The sequence below is a fragment of the Cupriavidus pinatubonensis genome, assembly GCF_019602855.1.
Lineage (GTDB): Bacteria > Pseudomonadota > Gammaproteobacteria > Burkholderiales > Burkholderiaceae > Cupriavidus > Cupriavidus pinatubonensis.
Genome location: NZ_CP080767.1, coordinates 2581373 through 2598168, shown reverse-complemented (window position 1 = coordinate 2598168; position 16796 = coordinate 2581373). Strand labels below are relative to the sequence as shown.

The 16796-nt window shown below is 63.4% G+C and carries 15 protein-coding genes and 4 tRNA genes; 15 read left to right on the top strand and 4 right to left on the bottom strand.

Going from position 1 to position 16796, the window contains the following annotated elements:
• Positions 1-231 precede the first annotated feature (231 nt).
• From lepA to nagZ, 9 genes are all read left to right on the top strand, one after another.
• The gene (gene lepA / locus K2O51_RS24715) at positions 232-2025 is read left to right on the top strand and encodes a translation elongation factor 4 (protein WP_011298411.1); all 1794 of its coding nucleotides are present in this window, start codon (positions 232-234) and stop codon (positions 2023-2025) included.
• Between the two features lie 92 nt (positions 2026-2117).
• Complete coding sequence (gene lepB / locus K2O51_RS24710; RefSeq protein ID WP_011298410.1) at positions 2118-3017, top strand: signal peptidase I; 900 nt, start codon at positions 2118-2120, stop codon at positions 3015-3017.
• A gap of 54 nt (positions 3018-3071) precedes the next feature.
• A complete protein-coding gene (locus K2O51_RS24705; RefSeq protein ID WP_373460943.1) occupies positions 3072-3452 on the top strand; it encodes a DUF4845 domain-containing protein in 381 nt (126 codons plus the stop codon).
• A gap of 1 nt (position 3453) precedes the next feature.
• The gene (gene rnc / locus K2O51_RS24700) at positions 3454-4224 is read left to right on the top strand and encodes a ribonuclease III (protein WP_011298408.1); all 771 of its coding nucleotides are present in this window, start codon (positions 3454-3456) and stop codon (positions 4222-4224) included.
• Complete coding sequence (gene era, locus K2O51_RS24695) at positions 4221-5156, top strand: GTPase Era (protein ID WP_011298407.1); 936 nt, start codon at positions 4221-4223, stop codon at positions 5154-5156. Before rnc ends, era begins: the two co-directional genes overlap by 4 nt.
• Positions 5157-5161: 5 nt before the next feature.
• A complete protein-coding gene (gene recO, locus K2O51_RS24690; protein WP_011298406.1) occupies positions 5162-6037 on the top strand; it encodes a DNA repair protein RecO in 876 nt (291 codons plus the stop codon).
• A 37-nt stretch (positions 6038-6074) separates the two neighbouring features.
• Positions 6075-6857, top strand: coding sequence for a pyridoxine 5'-phosphate synthase (pdxJ, locus tag K2O51_RS24685; protein ID WP_011298405.1), 783 nt, complete (start codon positions 6075-6077; stop codon positions 6855-6857).
• Positions 6854-7276, top strand: a complete 423-nt coding sequence (gene acpS, locus K2O51_RS24680; RefSeq protein ID WP_011298404.1) for a holo-ACP synthase — start codon at positions 6854-6856, stop codon at positions 7274-7276. Before pdxJ ends, acpS begins: the two co-directional genes overlap by 4 nt.
• Positions 7277-7291: 15 nt before the next feature.
• Complete coding sequence (nagZ, locus tag K2O51_RS24675) at positions 7292-8341, top strand: beta-N-acetylhexosaminidase (RefSeq protein ID WP_220630902.1); 1050 nt, start codon at positions 7292-7294, stop codon at positions 8339-8341.
• A 95-nt stretch (positions 8342-8436) separates the two neighbouring features.
• Here the strand turns inward: nagZ and efp are convergent, their stop codons facing one another.
• The gene (gene efp, locus K2O51_RS24670; protein WP_011298402.1) at positions 8437-8997 is read right to left on the bottom strand and encodes an elongation factor P; all 561 of its coding nucleotides are present in this window, start codon (positions 8995-8997) and stop codon (positions 8437-8439) included.
• A 236-nt stretch (positions 8998-9233) separates the two neighbouring features.
• A complete protein-coding gene (earP, locus tag K2O51_RS24665) occupies positions 9234-10397 on the bottom strand; it encodes an elongation factor P maturation arginine rhamnosyltransferase EarP (RefSeq protein ID WP_011298401.1) in 1164 nt (387 codons plus the stop codon).
• A 124-nt stretch (positions 10398-10521) separates the two neighbouring features.
• Here earP and uvrC point away from each other — a divergent pair, with 124 nt between their 5' ends.
• From uvrC to K2O51_RS24640, 5 genes are all read left to right on the top strand, one after another.
• Entirely contained in the window at positions 10522-12513 is a 1992-nt protein-coding gene (gene uvrC / locus K2O51_RS24660; RefSeq protein ID WP_140950737.1) for an excinuclease ABC subunit UvrC, read from the top strand.
• A 99-nt stretch (positions 12514-12612) separates the two neighbouring features.
• Positions 12613-13212 carry a CDP-diacylglycerol--glycerol-3-phosphate 3-phosphatidyltransferase gene (gene pgsA, locus K2O51_RS24655; protein WP_011298399.1) on the top strand — a complete coding sequence of 200 codons (600 nt, stop codon included), beginning with the start codon at positions 12613-12615 and terminating at the stop codon, positions 13210-13212.
• A gap of 145 nt (positions 13213-13357) precedes the next feature.
• A tRNA-Gly gene (locus K2O51_RS24650) sits at positions 13358-13433 on the top strand.
• A gap of 70 nt (positions 13434-13503) precedes the next feature.
• A tRNA-Gly gene (locus K2O51_RS24645) sits at positions 13504-13579 on the top strand.
• Between the two features lie 103 nt (positions 13580-13682).
• Positions 13683-13756: transfer RNA gene (locus K2O51_RS24640), tRNA-Cys, on the top strand.
• A gap of 59 nt (positions 13757-13815) precedes the next feature.
• Here K2O51_RS24640 and K2O51_RS24635 read toward each other — a convergent pair.
• Positions 13816-14727, bottom strand: a complete 912-nt coding sequence (locus tag K2O51_RS24635; RefSeq protein ID WP_011298398.1) for a LysR family transcriptional regulator — start codon at positions 14725-14727, stop codon at positions 13816-13818.
• Between the two features lie 95 nt (positions 14728-14822).
• Between K2O51_RS24635 and K2O51_RS24630 the strand changes: the two genes are divergently transcribed.
• Complete coding sequence (locus K2O51_RS24630; protein WP_011298397.1) at positions 14823-15908, top strand: YeiH family protein; 1086 nt, start codon at positions 14823-14825, stop codon at positions 15906-15908.
• 52 nt (positions 15909-15960) lie between these two features.
• Here the strand turns inward: K2O51_RS24630 and K2O51_RS24625 are convergent.
• Positions 15961-16047: transfer RNA gene (locus K2O51_RS24625), tRNA-Leu, on the bottom strand.
• Positions 16048-16796: the final 749 nt, after the last annotated feature.

The following is a 16796-nucleotide window of genomic DNA, read 5'->3' as shown; positions in this document are numbered from 1 at the left end:
CGTGGCCCTTCGGGTGTGGCATGCGTCGCAGCAGGCGACCGAACGGCCACTTCCGATCGCACCGAAGCGGCCGGAAGTCATTGAAAATCCGGTAAAATTCCAGATTGGCGCAAAATCCGCGCCCCAAGACCCGCGGCCACGACGTGGGCGCCTGTGATGGGCGCCCGCGACGGGGCCGTTCACGAATCCGCTGCGCCCGGGCGAAGTCGCCGGCGCCTGCCTGAAGATTAGATGGACCACATTCGCAATTTCTCGATCATTGCCCATATCGACCATGGGAAATCCACCCTGGCCGACCGGATCATTCAGCTGTGTGGGGGGCTGTCCGATCGCGAAATGGAGGCCCAGGTCCTCGACTCGATGGATATCGAGAAGGAGCGCGGCATCACGATCAAGGCGCAGACTGCCGCGCTGACCTACAAGGCCCGTGACGGCAAGGTCTACAACCTGAACCTGATCGATACGCCGGGACACGTCGACTTCAGCTACGAAGTGAGCCGGTCGCTGTCGGCGTGCGAAGGCGCGCTGCTGGTGGTCGATGCTTCGCAGGGTGTCGAAGCGCAGACCGTGGCCAACTGCTACACGGCGATCGAACTCGGCGTGGAAGTGGTGCCGGTGCTGAATAAGATCGACCTGCCACAGGCCGACCCGGCCAATGCCATTCAGGAAATCGAAGACGTCATCGGCATCGACGCGCACGACGCCACCCCGTGCTCGGCCAAGACTGGCCAGGGCGTGGAGGACGTGATCGAGGCGCTGATCGCCAAGGTGCCGCCGCCCAAGGGCGACGCCAGCGCGCCGCTGCAGGCGCTGATCATCGACTCGTGGTTCGACAACTACGTCGGCGTGGTCATGCTGGTGCGCGTGGTCAATGGCACGCTGCGTCCGAAGGACAAGGCGCTGTTGATGGCCACCGGTGCGCAGCACCTCGTGGAGCAGGTTGGCGTGTTCTCGCCGAAGTCGGTGCAGCGCGATTCGCTGACCGCCGGGCAGGTGGGCTTCGTCATCGCAGGCATCAAGGAACTCAAGGCCGCCAAGGTCGGTGACACCATCACGACCCTGCCGCGCAAGGCCGAGGCGCCGCTGCCGGGCTTCAAGGAAGTCAAGCCGCAGGTGTTCGCCGGCCTGTATCCGGTCGAGGCAAACCAGTACGAGGCACTGCGCGAATCGCTCGAAAAGCTGCGCCTGAACGACGCGTCGCTGATGTTCGAGCCGGAAGTGTCGCAGGCGCTTGGCTTTGGTTTCCGCTGCGGCTTCCTGGGCCTGTTGCACATGGAAATCGTGCAGGAGCGCCTCGAGCGCGAATTCGACATGGACCTGATCACGACGGCGCCGACCGTGGTGTACCAGGTACAGATGCGCGACGGCACCATGGTGACCGTGGAGAACCCGGCCAAGATGCCCGACCCGAGCCGGATCGAGGCCATCCTGGAGCCGATCGTCACGGTCAACCTGTACATGCCGCAGGAATATGTCGGCTCGGTGATCACGCTGTGTACGCAGAAGCGCGGCTCACAGATCAACATGAGCTACCACGGCAAGCAGGTGCAGTTGACCTACGAAATTCCGATGGCGGAAATCGTGATGGATTTCTTTGATCGCCTCAAGTCGGTGTCGCGTGGCTATGCATCGATGGATTACGAGTTCAAGGAATATCGACCGTCCGACGTGGTCAAGGTCGATATCCTGATCAACAGCGACAAGGTCGATGCGCTGTCGGTGATCGTGCACCGCTCGAATTCGCAATACCGTGGTCGCGAAGTGGCCGCGAAAATGCGCGAGATCATTCCGCGCCAGATGTACGACGTGGCGATCCAGGCCGCGATCGGCTCGAATATTATTGCGCGCGAAAACGTCAAGGCGTTGCGCAAGAACGTGCTGGCCAAGTGCTATGGCGGCGATATCAGCCGCAAGAAAAAGCTGCTCGAAAAGCAGAAGGCCGGCAAAAAGCGGATGAAGCAGGTCGGTACCGTCGAGATTCCGCAGGAAGCCTTCCTGGCGATCCTGCAGGTCGACGACAAGTAAGCGGTTTCGCGAACAGGAACGGGGCTGCCGCGTCTGAGGCGCGGCGGTAGTAGAAGAGGCTGTAGCAAGACATCCAAGAACCAGAAGCCGTCATGAATTTTGCACTGATCCTTTTTGTGCTGGTGGTGATTACAGGTATCGCGTGGGTCGCGGACAAGCTCGTGTTCGAGCGGCAACGGCGCGCTTCAGCGCGGCTTGCGCTGGCCGAGTTCGATTCGCGCCAGTCGGACCTGCAGGGCCGCTTCGGTTCCGGCGAGGTTGATTCGACGCGCAAGCGTCTGGCCGAAGAAAAGCTGCGCCAGCCGTGGTGGCTTGAGTATTCGGCGAGCTTCTTCCCGGTCATCCTGGCCGTGTTCGTACTGCGCTCGTTCGTGGTCGAGCCGTTCAAGATTCCGTCCGGCTCGATGATTCCCACGCTGCTGATCGGCGATTTCATCCTGGTCAACAAGTACGACTACGGGATTCGCCTGCCGGTGGTGAACAAGAAGATCGTCGACGTCGGCGAGCCGCAGCGCGGCGACGTCATGGTGTTCCGCTACCCGAAAGACCCCTCGCTCGATTACATCAAGCGCGTGATCGGCGTGCCTGGCGATGTGGTGCAGTATTCGAACAAGCATTTGACAATCAACGGCAAGCCCGCTGACTACACGCCACTGCCTGATTATCTGGATGAGGAACGCCTGGCCTATTCCAAGCATTTCCGGGAGAAACTGCCCGGCGGCGTGGAGCACGGCATCCTTAATGATGTGGATCGACCGGCATTTGTCGCCGGTGCCGATCCGGATTTCCCGTTCCGGGAAAACTGCACTTACAATCAGCAGGGTGTGACCTGCAAGGTGCCTGCAGGTCACTATTTCGTGATGGGTGACAATCGCGACAACAGCCTGGATTCCCGTTACTGGGGATTCGTGCCGGACGAGAATATCGTCGGCAAGGCGTTCGTGATCTGGATGAACCTCGGCAATTTTGGACGCGTCGGTTCATTCAAATAACACCTGCGCGGCGCAGAACACTCAACTAGAACGAGGGAAGCGCAAATGGGTCAGATGGGTCAATTGGGTTGGGTCGGGAAAGATAGCCGGCGGCGGGCAAGGGGATTTTCTCTGTGGACGCTGCTGGTCGTGATCGTATTCGTGATCGGCGTTGCCTTGCCGGCGCTCAGGGCGATACCGAGCCTGACTGAATATTTTTCGGTCAAGCGGGCGGCAAGTTACGCCAAGCAACGAGCCACCAACAAGCGAGAGGTGGTGGAGTATTTTGACAAGCAGGCAACCATCGACCGGATTGCCGCGGTGAAGGGGGAAGACCTCCAGATTCGCGAAAATGAGAATGGAACGATCCAGTCGGTCGATTTTGCCTACCGGACCGAAGTTCCTGTCTACGGTCCACTGAGCTTACTGATTACTTATTCGGGAACGCAGCACTGATATGAACCTCGACGCCTTGCAGCAACGTCTCGGCTACCGTTTCAGCAAGCCTGAGTTGCTGCAGCAGGCGCTGACGCACCGCAGCCACAGCGCCCAGCACAACGAACGCCTCGAATTCCTGGGCGACTCGGTGCTGAACTGCGCCGTGGCCGACATGCTGTTTGGCATGTTCGGCAAACTCGATGAAGGCGACCTGTCGCGCGTGCGCGCGAACCTGGTCAAGCAGCAGGCGTTGTACGAAATTGCACAGATGCTGCAGTTGTCCGAAGTGCTGCGCCTGGGCGAGGGCGAACTGAAGAGCGGTGGATTCCGCCGCCCGTCGATTCTCGCCGATGCGCTTGAAGCCATTGTCGGAGCGGTGTTCCTCGATGCCGGTTTCGAAGCCGCGCGCACGCTGATCCGCAAGTTGTATATCCCCATCCTGGAGCAAGTCGATCCACGCACGCTCGGTAAGGATGCCAAGACGCTGCTCCAGGAATACTTGCAGGGCCACAAGATCGCCCTGCCTCAATATAACGTAATCGCCACTCACGGCGCCGCGCACAGCCAGCAGTTTGAAGTCGAGTGCATGGTGCCTAAACTGGAAGTCCGGGTGTTCGGCACCGGTGCCTCCCGCCGAGCCGCGGAGCAGGCGGCGGCCAAGCTGGCGCTCGATGAAGTCCAGAAGCTCGTGCCGCAGCTGCTCAAGCGCAGCCGCGCCGAGCGCACCGGCAAGACCCGCAAGCAGCCGGTACCGCCGGACCCACAGTTGTCTCTCAGGTTGAAGGAATGACCGAATCCCATGATTCGCAGCAGCCCGCTGCGGATACCCAAGCCAAGGCGTTCCGCTGCGGCACCGTGGCCATTGTTGGCCGCCCCAACGTCGGCAAGTCCACGCTGATGAATGCGCTGGTCGGCCAGAAGATCAGCATCACGTCGCGCAAGGCGCAGACCACGCGTCACCGCCTGGTCGGCATCCAGACCACGGATGACGCGCAGTATGTCTTCGTCGACACGCCAGGTTTTCAGACCCGCCACGCCAGTGCGCTGAACCGCTCGCTCAACCGCGCAGTCACCTCCACGCTGTCGTCGGTGGACCTGGTGTTGTTCGTCGTGGAAGCCGGCTACTATGGCGCCGATGACGAAAAGGTGCTCGCGCTGCTGCCGAAGAACACGCCGGTGCTGCTGGTGACCAACAAGCTCGACCGCGTGACTGACGACCGCGCCGGGGTGATGATGCCCTTCCTCGAAAAGATGGGCCAGCTGTTCCCGTTCCGCGAAGTGGTGCCGATGTCGGCCAAGACGCGCGACCATATCGCGCGCCTGTTCGAGATCATCCGGCCTTACCTGCCGGAAGGCGAACCGATGTACGACGCCGACGCGATGACCGACCGCAGCGAGCGTTTCCTCGCCTCGGAAATTATCCGCGAGAAGGTGTTCCGCTGGACCGGCGACGAACTGCCGTACACGAGCACCGTCATCATCGACAAGTTCGAGACGGAAGGGCGCCTGCGCCGCGTGTTTGCCACGATCCTGGTCGAGCGCGACGCGCACAAGGCCATGATCATCGGCAACAAGGGCAGCAAGCTGAAGCAGATCTCCACCGAGGCGCGCCTCGACATGGAAAAGCTGTTCGACGGCAAGGTCTACCTGGAAATGTGGATCAAGGTGAAAAGCGGCTGGGCCGATAACGAAGCCGGACTGCGCGCATACGGCTACGAGTGAGCAAAATGCCTGACTTCGCGCGTGGGCCTGCGAAGGCCCGCCGCGCCGATCCGGTCGTGGACGAGGCCGCCGAGCTGCTGGACAGCCGCGCGCTGCCCGGCATGGCCGACGCTGCCGGCCGCGCGATGATGGACCGCGCGATGCGCATCGTGCCGGCGCGGAGCGAAACCCGCGTGTCGGAGCAGCCGGGCTTCGTGCTGCATGCCTGGCCGTATCGCGAGACCAGCCTGATCCTCGATGTCTTTACGCGCGACCACGGGCGGCTGTCGATGGTTGCCAAGGGCGCCAAGCGGCCGCATTCGGCGCTGCGTCCTGTGCTGCAGCACTTCCATCCGATCTCCCTGTCGTGGAGCGGCCGCGGCGAGGTCAAGACGCTGACGCGCGCCGAGTGGGTCGGCGGCATGCCGCCGCTGGCCGGCGATGCGCTGCTGTCCGCGTTCTACCTCAACGAACTGCTGATGCGGTTCTGCCCGCGCGAGGACGGCCATCCGGCGCTGTTCCGGCACTACATGGCGACGCTCACGCGTCTGGCGCACGGCGAGGCCGCAGGTCTGGTGCTGCGCAGCTTCGAGCGTGTGCTGCTGCAGGAAACCGGCTTTGCAGTGGCCTTCGACCAGTGCCTGAGCACAGGGGAGCGCGTGCAGCCGCATCTGGACTATGTCTACCAGCCCGAGCGCGGTGTGCGCCGGGCCCAGCCGAGCGATCCGTCGTCGTGGCCCGTGGTGTCGGGCCAGACCTTGCTCGACATGTCGCAGGACGATTACGGGCGCGCGCAGACCGCTCTGCAAAGCCGCGCGCTGATGCGCTTCCTTCTGCATTATTATTTGCAGGGAGCGCCGCTCAAGACGCGGCAGATCCTGATCGACCTGCACTATCTCTGACCCGCCGGGCAGCCGGCCCACCGCTGATTCCGCAAGCATGATCTTCCACGCAAATCCGGGCGTCATCGACCTCGGCATCAACATCGACCACGTCGCCACGCTGCGCAATGCGCGCGGCACGGTGTATCCCGACCCGATCGAGGCAGCATTGCAGGCCGAAGAAGCCGGCGCGGACCTGATCACGCTGCACCTGCGCGAAGACCGCCGCCATATCCGCGATGCCGATGTGCGCGCGCTGCGCCCACAACTCGCCACGCGCATGAACCTGGAATGCGCCATCACGCAGGAGATGCTCGACATCGCCTGCGAGATCCGGCCGCAGGACGTCTGCCTCGTGCCCGAGCGGCGCGAGGAGGTCACGACCGAAGGCGGGCTCGATGTGGCAGGTCGCTTTGGACAGGTCAGTTCCGCTTGCAAGCAGCTCGCCGCCGCCGGCATCCGTGTATCGCTGTTCATTGACGCCGATGCCGACCAGATCGCCGCCGCTGCGGCCTGCGGTGCGCCGGTGATCGAACTGCATACCGGCCGCTATGCCGATGCGCATACGCCTGACGAGCTGGCCATCGAATTCCGCCGCGTTGCCGACGGCGTCGATGCCGGCATCCGCCACGGCCTGGTCGTGAACGCGGGCCACGGCCTGCATTACACGAACGTGCAGCCGATTGCGGCGCTGGCGGGCATCAAGGAACTCAACATCGGCCACGCGGTCGTCGCGCATGCCGTGTTCGTGGGCTGGCAAAACGCCGTGCGCGAGATGAAGGCCATCATGGTGGCCGCGCGCCTCGGCACCCGTTACCCCGCTGCAGGCAAGCCGGCGTGATCTACGGCGTCGGCACCGACATCATCGAGATCGCGCGCGTGCAGGGCGTGATGGAGCGCACGCGCGGCCGCTTTGCCGAGAAGGTGCTCGGGGCCGATGAACTGGCCAAGTACCACGCGCGCAAGGCGCGCTCCGAGCGGCGCGGGCTGGCCTTTCTTGCGACGCGCTTTGCCGCCAAGGAGGCCTTCTCCAAGGCCATCGGCCTCGGCATGCGCTGGCCGATGACCTGGCGCGCGATGGAACTGATGAACCTGCCTTCTGGCGAGCCGACGCCGATCTGTCATGGTGAACTCGCGCAGTGGATCGCGGAACGCGGCATCACCGTGCGTGTCAGTGTCAGTGATGAACGTGACTATGCGGTTGCCTTTGCAATCGCCGAGCGGGGCGGCCATGCGGCAGTCCCCGAAAACCCAGCCTAGCCTCGAACAAACTCCATGATCAAGAAGCTTTCCGGCAAACGGCCGGGACCGGTGGTACTTGACGTCGTCGGCAAGCAGCTCGACGCCGAAGACGCACGCCGTATTGCGCACCCGCTGACTGGCGGCGTCATCCTGTTCGCGCGCAACTTCGAGTCGCGCGCGCAATTGCTGGCGCTCACGCGTGCGATCCGCGCGGTGCGTGAAGACGTGCTGATCTGTATCGACCACGAAGGCGGCCGCGTGCAGCGCTGCAAGACCGATGGCTTCACGCATCTGCCAGCGATGCGAAAGCTTGGCGAACTGTGGGAGCGCGATGTCCTGGCTGCTACCAAGGCAGCAATCGCGTGCGGCTATGTGCTGGCCGCCGAACTGCGCGCGTGCGATATCGACCTGAGCTTCACGCCGGTGCTCGACCTCGACTATGGCCGCAGCGCCGTGATCGGCGACCGCGCTTTCCACGCCGATCCGCGCGTGGTCACCATGCTGGCGGGCCACCTGAACCATGGCCTGTTGCTGGCCGGCATGAGCAACTGCGGCAAGCACTTCCCCGGCCACGGCTACGTGGAAGCGGACTCGCATGTCGCGATTCCCGTGGACGAGCGTTCGCTGGAAGATATCCTGTCGCAGGACGCACGTCCGTACGACTGGATGGGCCTGTCGTTGGCGTCGGTCATGCCGGCGCACGTGATCTACCCGAAGGTCGACCCCAACCCGGCGGGTTTCTCGCGCTTCTGGCTGCAGGACATCCTGCGTACGCAACTCGGCTTCGAGGGTGTGATCTTCAGCGACGACCTGAGCATGGAAGGCGCCAGCGTTGCAGGTAACGTCACGCAAGCCGCGCGCGCCGCGCTGGCGGCCGGTTGCGACATGGTGCTGATCTGCAACCATCCCGAGCGTGCCGACCAGTTGCTGACCGAACTCGACGTGAACATCGGCAAGACTTCGCAGCGCCGGATCCGCAAGCTCTTCGCGCGCCGCAAGCCGCTCGACTGGAACAAGCTGCAGCAGGAGGGCGAATACCGTGCCGCGCTGCGCCTGCTCAAGGACCACGATCTGATCGCCTGAGCGCGCGACGGGTTTGCGCCAGACGACAAAAAAGGCAGCCGCGGCTGCCTTTTTTCATCACCGGCTCCGCCACGGAGGCGGAGCGAGCCGTGCGCTTAGTTGGCGCGGCTGCGATATTCGCCGGTACGCGTGTCGATTTCGATCTTGTCGCCGATGTTGCAGAACAGCGGCACTTGCAGTTCGAAGCCGGTGTTGATCTTGGCGCCCTTCAGCACCTTGCCCGACGAGGTGTCGCCCTTGACAGCCGGTTCGGTGTAGACAATCTCGCGGACCAGCGTGGTCGGCATTTCGACCGAGATGGCCTTCTCGTTGTAGAACACCACTTCGACGGCCATGCCGTCTTCGAGGTAGTTCAGGGCGTCGCCCATGCTGTCCTGCTCAACTTCAAACTGGTTGTAGTCGGCGTCCATGAACACGTACATCGGGTCGGCGAAGTACGAGTAGGTGCATTCGCGGCGCTCGAGCACCACGACTTCGAACTTGTCGTCAGCCTTGAACACCGACTCGCCCGGGGCTTCGGTGAGCAGGTTCTTGTACTTCATCTTGACCACGGCGGCGTTGCGGCCCGACTTGTTGTACTCGGCCTTTTGCACAACCATCGGAGCGCCGTTCATCATGAACACGTTGCCGACGCGGAGTTCCTGTGCGATTTTCATCTGAACTGTTTTCCTGAAAAAGAAAGTCTCGGAAATTGGTATGGCGAGGTATGGCGGAGGCGCCGTGCAGGCAGCCTGTCGCTACCGGCAGCGCCTGGTGGGCCCATGCCCACGCGCTCTTGACCCCGTGCTCAGTGTTCGCTCAGGTTCCCGCACCGCGGCGCGCGCATTGCATCGCTGCCGGCTGGTGATGGGGAGCCTTGGTTACCCGGCCCGGTCGCCATCAAATCAACCCGCTATTTTACCCGATTTTCGCAAAACGCCACGAGATTTGCCGCCAGGTCGCCCAATCCGAGCAGGCGCGCCTGCCATTGCTGCGCAGCTTGCGTCAGCGCGGGCAGTTTGCTGCGCAGCGCGGCCCAGTCGGGTGCATTGCCGTACGCATTCCACGCATGCCAGAAAGCCGTCAGCGCTTGCGCGGCCCCGGCGTCGACACCGCTGCGGCCGAAGAGCGTGAGCCAGGCGTCGAGTTTGTCATGGTGCGCATCCTCGTCCTGCGGGTAGATATGCCATACGAGTGGCCGGGCCGCCCACTGCGCACGCACGAAGGAATCTTCTCCGCGCACGAAGTTGAGGTCGCAGGCCCACAGCATCTCGTCGTAGTGCTCCTGGCGCACGAACGGCACGATATTGACCTGCAGGTTGCCGCGCGTGACCGCCTTGCCAGGCACGGCGGCTTCTCCCGACCATGCGGCCCACTGTTCGGCCGCGAGCCCCTGGGGGATCAGGCACTGGACCGGCTCCGGGCCGTCGCGCCATTGTTCGAGCAGCACCGGCAGTGCGGGATTCTGGTATGAAAACAGGCTGATCTTCAGCGCACTGCCGTCTGGCGTCGCACGCAGCCGGTGCCACAGCGCGGCCTGTGCGGCCGGTCCGGCGAGGAAAGCGCTGCGCTGCGCGCCGAGCATCGATTCGCGCAACAGGCCGCCGGTGCCACGCTCGAAGCCCGGGAAAAAGAAGTGCTTGACCAGGGGCAGCCGCGGATGCGGCGACGGCATGCCGTGGTGCTCGCGCACCCATGGCTCGGCACTCAGGTATTCGAGGTTGATCCATGCCGGCGCAAGTTCGCGCGCCACCATGCGCGCAAGAAACACATCGGGCAGGTGGCAGGCGAACGCTTCAATGACGGCGTCATGTACGGTGACGTCTGCAAACCGCGCCCGGTCGTCCGCATCGCCGCCCGGGCGCCATGTGCGGATCTCCACGCCCGATAAGTGCTGACTGCGGGCGGCCGTGTCGAGCGTCGGCGCGAGCCGCGCGAAGCTGTGCAGGTCATCGACCCACAGGCGCACGGCATGGCCGTGTTCCTGCGCCAGCTGGCGCGCCAGCCGCCAGCAGACGCCGATGTCGCCGAAGTTGTCGATGACGGTGCAGAAGATGTCCCACGAACGGATTGGCATGTCAGGCAAGGCGGGTAAAGCAAGGGGGGCGGTGAATTGCACTAAACTTCGGCTCTAAACTCCGGATTTTAGAGCCGTTGCCGCGAATCGCGAGCCGGCCGCATCGATTTGGTCATCGTCCCTCATGTCCGACCAGCTTCCAGACGCTTCGGCTCAACCGCCTGATCCTGCCCAGGCAGAGCCCTTCGACCCCAAGCCGGTCATCGCCCGCCTGCCGGGCTTGCCTGGTGTGTACCGCTACATCGACAGTGCCGGCAACGTGCTGTATGTCGGTAAGGCGCGCGACCTCAAGAAGCGCGTATCGAGCTATTTCAACAAGACGCAGTTGTCGCCGCGCATCGCGATGATGGTGGCCAAGATCGCGCGCATCGACACCACCGTCGTGCGCACCGAGGCCGAGGCGCTGCTGCTCGAGAACAACCTGATCAAGGCCCTGGCGCCGCGGTACAACATCCTGTTCCGCGACGACAAGTCGTATCCGTTCCTCAAGCTCACGGGCCATCGCTTTCCGCGCATGGCCTACTACCGTGGCGCCACGGATCGCAAGCACCAGTACTTCGGCCCGTTCCCGAGCGCCTATGCGGTGCGCGAGAGCATGCAGATCCTGCAGAAGGTGTTCCAGCTGCGCACCTGCGAAGACACCGTCTTCAACAACCGCACGCGGCCCTGCCTGCTGCATCAGATCCATCGCTGCACCGGGCCCTGCGTGGGTGCGATCAGCGAGGCTGACTATGCACGCGACGTCGGCAACGCGGCGAGTTTCCTGCAAGGACGCGAGACGGAGGTTCTCGAAGGCTTGCAGTCGAAGATGGAAGAGCACGCCATGCAGTTGGAGTTCGAGCAGGCCGCCGCGGTGCGCGACCAGATCGCAGCGCTGTCGACGGTGCTCAAGCGCCAGGCGGTGGAGGAAGTCGGCCAGGCACGCGATATCGACGTGCTGGCGGTGGCCGTGGAAGGTGGCCGCGCGTGCGTCAACCTGGCCATGGTGCGTGGCGGCCGCCATCTTGGCGACAAAGCCTATTTCCCCGCGCATGCCGACGAAGCGGCGATGATCGTCGAGGACGGTGACGAAGGCGCTGAAGGCGGGGAAACCGAGCCGGCGCCGGCAGTGCCGCTTGGCGTGGAGCGCATTGCCGCACGCGTGCTGTCGGCATTCATGGCGCAGCATTACCTCGACCAGGCGCCGCCGCCGATCATTGTCGTCAGCCATGTTCCGGACGATGCGGCGTTGCTGGAGGCGCTGGCGCTTCACGCCGGTCGCAAGATCGCGCTGGTGCGGCAGCCGCAGGGCCAGCGCAAGGCCTGGCTGGAAATGGCGCAGCAGGGCGCCGCGCTGGCGCTCGCGCGGCGGCTTTCGGAGCAGGGCAGCCAGGAGGCCCGTACACGCGCACTCGCGGAGACCATCGGCATCGACCTGGAAGATCTTGCACTGCTGCGCGTGGAGTGCTTCGACATCAGCCATACCGCGGGCGAAGCGACGCAGGCGTCGTGCGTCGTGTTCCATCACCACGATATGCAGAATGGCGAGTACCGGCGCTACAACATCCAGGACATCACGCCGGGCGACGACTACGCGGCCATGCGGCAGGTACTGACGCGCCGTTATCAGAAGCTCGTCGAGCTGATGCAGGAGCAGGGCGGTCTCGATCCGGCTGGCGAGGCTTCGTCGCCGATGCCGCATGTGGTGCTGATCGACGGGGGCAAGGGGCAGGTCGAGGTGGCGCGGCAGGTGTTCGAGGAACTCGGTCTCGATATCGGGCTGCTGGTCGGCGTGGCCAAGGGGGAGGGCCGAAAGGTGGGCCTGGAAACCCTGGTGTTCGCCGATGGCCGTCCATCGCTGGAACTGGGGCAGGGCAGTGCGGCGTTGATGCTGGTGGCGCAGATCCGCGATGAGGCACACCGCTTCGCCATCACCGGCATGCGCGCGCGCCGGGCCAAGGCGCGTACCACGTCGCGGCTAGAAGAGATCGAGGGCGTGGGGGCGCGCCGGCGGCAGAAGCTGCTGACGCGGTTTGGCGGCCTGCGCGGCGTCATGGCGGCCAGTATCGACGAGCTCGCCAGCGTCGACGGCATCTCCCGTGGTCTGGCCGAAGAGATCTATCGCCAGCTACATTGATGTGCCCGTGCCCGGCGAATTGTCCCGCCGGGCGCGCATTGGTACGGAAATCGGCGACAATCGCGGAATTCGTCACTGCACTGTCGGTTTCCCAGCCCCATGCCCTTCAATATCCCGATCCTGCTGACCTGGTTGCGCGTTGCCATGATTCCCCTCGTGGTGGGCGTGTACTACCTGCCGGAAGCATGGCTGCCGATGCACACGAAGAACATCACTGCGGCGTCGTTTTTCATCATCGCAGCGGTCACCGACTGGCTGGACGGATTCCTCGCGCGGCGCTGGAACCAGACCTCGGCGTTCGGTGCGTTCCTGGATCCGGTTGCGGACAAGCTGATGGTCACGGCTGCGCTGCTATCGCTGCTGGCCCTGGGCCGCGTGGCGGATCTGGTGGCGCTGGTCATCATTGGCCGCGAGATCACGATCTCGGCGTTGCGCGAGTGGATGGCGCAGATCGGCGCTTCCAAGAGCGTCGCGGTCAACTTCCTCGGCAAGCTGAAGACGACGGTGCAGATGATCGCGATCCCCTTGTTGCTCTACACGGACCGCCTGTTCGGCGTCGACGCGCAGGTGCTGGGTACGTGGATGATCTACCTGGCGGCAGTGCTGACGCTGTGGTCGATGTTCTATTACATGAAGCTGGCGTGGCCGCAGATCCGCGAGCGCAGCGGCGTGCTCAACGAAGCGCGCGCGCCAAAATGAAGTCCCGCGCAAAAAAGTGTTGACGAACGGATTCATTCTTTGCAATAATCTCGTTCTCGCTGCTGACGACGCAAACGAAAGCAGCAAGATAAGCCGGTTTAACGCAAGAAGCTGTTATTTGCAGTCAAATGCGTAGCGGTGCAATGCGGGAGTAGCTCAGTTGGTAGAGCGCAACCTTGCCAAGGTTGAGGTCGCGAGTTCGAGACTCGTCTCCCGCTCCAGATTGATTCTGGGTTTGATGTCAGGCAATTCGTATCGCCTGCGTCGGGCTCGAAGTAGCAAACGTTGTACGCGGGAGTAGCTCAGTTGGTAGAGCGCAACCTTGCCAAGGTTGAGGTCGCGAGTTCGAGACTCGTCTCCCGCTCCATCCCGAAGGGAAGCAGCGCTTCCCTTTTTGTTTGGGTTGGGATCCGCAGGCGCTGTCAGGCAGCGTTCGATGAATGCAGATACAATCCAGCAGCACGTCACCTGGCGGGGTGGCAGAGTGGTTATGCAGCGGCCTGCAAAGCCGTGTACGCCGGTTCGATTCCGACCTCCGCCTCCAGTTGAAGAAAACAGCGCCCGATGGGCGCTGTTTTCGTTTGTGCGTCGACTTTGCGACGTTCAGGCCGGTGCGCTGGCTTGCGCTGCGACGACACGCAGGTATTCGGTGAAGGCCAGCAATCCCCGCGTCGGAAACTTGTCCTGGTGCACGACAAGCTGCAGCGGACGCATGATGCGCGGCAGGCCTTCCCGCACTGCGACCAGCGTGCCGCGCTCCAGTTCGTCGCGCACCACATGCAGCGACAGGCAGCTCACGCCGAAACCGCTCATCACGGCGCGCTTGATGGCCTCCGCATTGCCCAGTTCCAGTGCGAAGCGCAGCTCTCCGAGCAGCGGCACAAGCCTTTCCTCGATGATCTCGCGCGTGCCTGAACCGGGCTCGCGCACGATCCATTCGGCATCGCGCAGGCCATCGAGTGGTGCATTCGGTCCGGCGAGCGGATGAGACGGCCCCACGACTACGACCATCTCGTCATCGCACCAAGGCACGCTCCGCAATTCGCGTTCATGGCTCGCGCCTTCAACGAGCCCGATGTCGGCATCGAATTGCATCAATGAGCGCAGCACATCGCGCGTGTTGCCGATCCGCAGGTCGAGCTGGCAAGGGCCCGCTTGCGAGGCGCGAAAGCCCGCCAGCAGGGCAGGGAGGATATAGCTGCCGATTGTATTGCTGGCCGCGATGCGCAGCTGCACGCCGGTCTGCGTGGCAAAGCGCTCGAGTTCCTGTGCCTGGTCGAGCAGCGACAAGGCGCGCGGAAAGAACTGGCGTCCAGTCTCGTTGATGCTCAGGCGCCGCGCCACGCGGTCGAACAAGGGGCCGTCGAGCGCACGTTCCAGTTCCGCCAGCGACGCGCTGACAGCTGACTGCGACATGGCCAGCGCTTCCGACGCGGCCACCGTGCTGCCGTGCTGGGCCACGGACACGAAGACTTGCAGCTGGCGCAATGTCAGGCGAAGAGGGCGCTGGTCCATATCGACATTTCAGGTAATTCATAGCGATATTACCCGTTTTGCAGATTGAAGTGGGGCAGTTACGCTGCAAGCACTAACCAAAACCCACTGCCGCCATGTCTACCGTGTCCGCTCCCAATTCTGCCCAGGCTGTTTCGCCAGCCGCCGTGCTCTCGTGGCACCAGCGCCTGCTGCCTTTGCTGCCTCTGGGCGGCGTGGCCTGGATCGCAATGGTCCTGGCCAATCATCCGGCCATTTCGCGTTACGGCCTGAGCGCGCTGACGCTGGCGATGTGCGCCGGCATGGTCGCCGCCAACACGATGCCCAAGCACTGGCTGCAGCCGCTGGCACCGGGCATGCAGATCGCGCGCCATTACTTGCTGCGTCTCGGCGTGGCGCTGTACGGGCTGCGGCTGACCTTTGCGTCGATTGCGGCGCTGGGCTTGCCGGGCATCGTGGTGCCGCTTGCCATGCTGCTTGCTACGCTGCTGTTCGGTACCTTGATCGGCACGAAGGTGTTCGGTCTGAGCCGGCGCGAGGCGATCCTGGTCAGCTCGGGCAGCGCGATCTGTGGCGCCGCTGCAGCGATTGCGGTGGCGTCCGTCGTGCGCACCGATGACAAGCAGACGGCCGTGGCCGTGGCGACGGTGGTGCTGTTCGGTACCGTCGGCATGCTGCTCTATCCGTACCTGTTCGATCTGGTGACGGGCCCGTGGCACTGGAATGTCAGCGAGCGGATGTTCGGCATCTTCACCGGCGCTACGCTGCACGAGGTGGCCCAGGTGATCGCGGCAGGCAAGATGATCGGCGACACCACGGCGGACGCCGCGGTGGTGGCCAAGATGGTGCGCGTGCTGGCACTCGGCCCGGTGCTGCTGGTGATGGCCCTGTGGCCGAACAAGGACGCAAAAGCCCAGGCTGGCGGCCCAAGCCTGCGTGGCCTGCTGAAGTCGGTGCCGTGGTTTGCGGTCGGCTTCGTCGCGGTGATGGCGGTGAACTCTGTCGGTGCGGTGCCTCAGGAATGGAAGGGCGGACTGATTGCGCTCGACAACTGGCTGCTGGCCTGTGCCATGCTGGCGATCGGGCTGCACACGCGGATCGGCGACCTGCTGCGCGCCGGGCGCAAGCCGCTCGCCCTCGCCGGTGTGCTGTTTATCTTCCTGATGGTCGCTGGTGCTTCGCTCTGCTACGTGATGGCCTGAGCGACGGGATCCAGCTGAATGACTAAGGCAGTGGCCGCACCCAGCCTGGGGTTGGTGCGGCCGACGGGACTCGAACCCGTAAGCCCGTAAGGGCGGCAGATTTTAAGTCTGCTGAGTCTACCAATTTCTCCACGGCCGCGCGGAAAGCCCGATATTGTGGTGGTTGCGCATCCGGGATGCAAGTACATGGCGCAATCGCTGCTTGTCGAAACCGATTCTCCGACAAATGTGATCCCTCTGTTACGGCTGGTAACAATGTCGCGAGCGCCGTTGCACTCGGAAATTTCTGAGCCATTAAAATAGAGTCATGAGGAATCCTGGGACAGAGGGGCAGGAAATGAAACGTTGGTGGCTCGCAGCATTCGGTATCGGCGCCGGCCTTGCGTCGGGAGCGGCAATGGCTCATGTGAGCGTTGGCGTTGCGGTCGGTGTGCCAGGTGTCGTGATTGGCGCGCCGGCGTATTACCCTCCGGCTCCCGTCTACTATCCGCCCGCACCGCCGGTGGTGGTGGCGCCAGCGCCGGTCTACTATGGGCCGCCCGCGCCGGTATACTACGGTCCCCGTTATTACGGCCCGGCGCGTTACTATGGCCCGCGGCCTTACTACGGGCCTCGTGGCTACTACGGGCCTCGTGGTCACGGTCACGGCCATGGCCACTGGCGTTGAGCCGATTTTGCAAGGCTTTTGAAAAGAAAGAGCCCCGGAAACGGGGCTCTTTTATTTTGACCCCAAATCGGAGGCTTGTAGCAGGCGGGTCTCCGCCGGTTCCCTATGAGATCAGTGTGGTCAAATTTCCTGAACAGACTGATCAAACGGTTGCAGATGTTCGGATTAGGGTTTTCCCCTAAACTGCACCTGTGACGCCGCGATGTCACACGAAAAGTTCG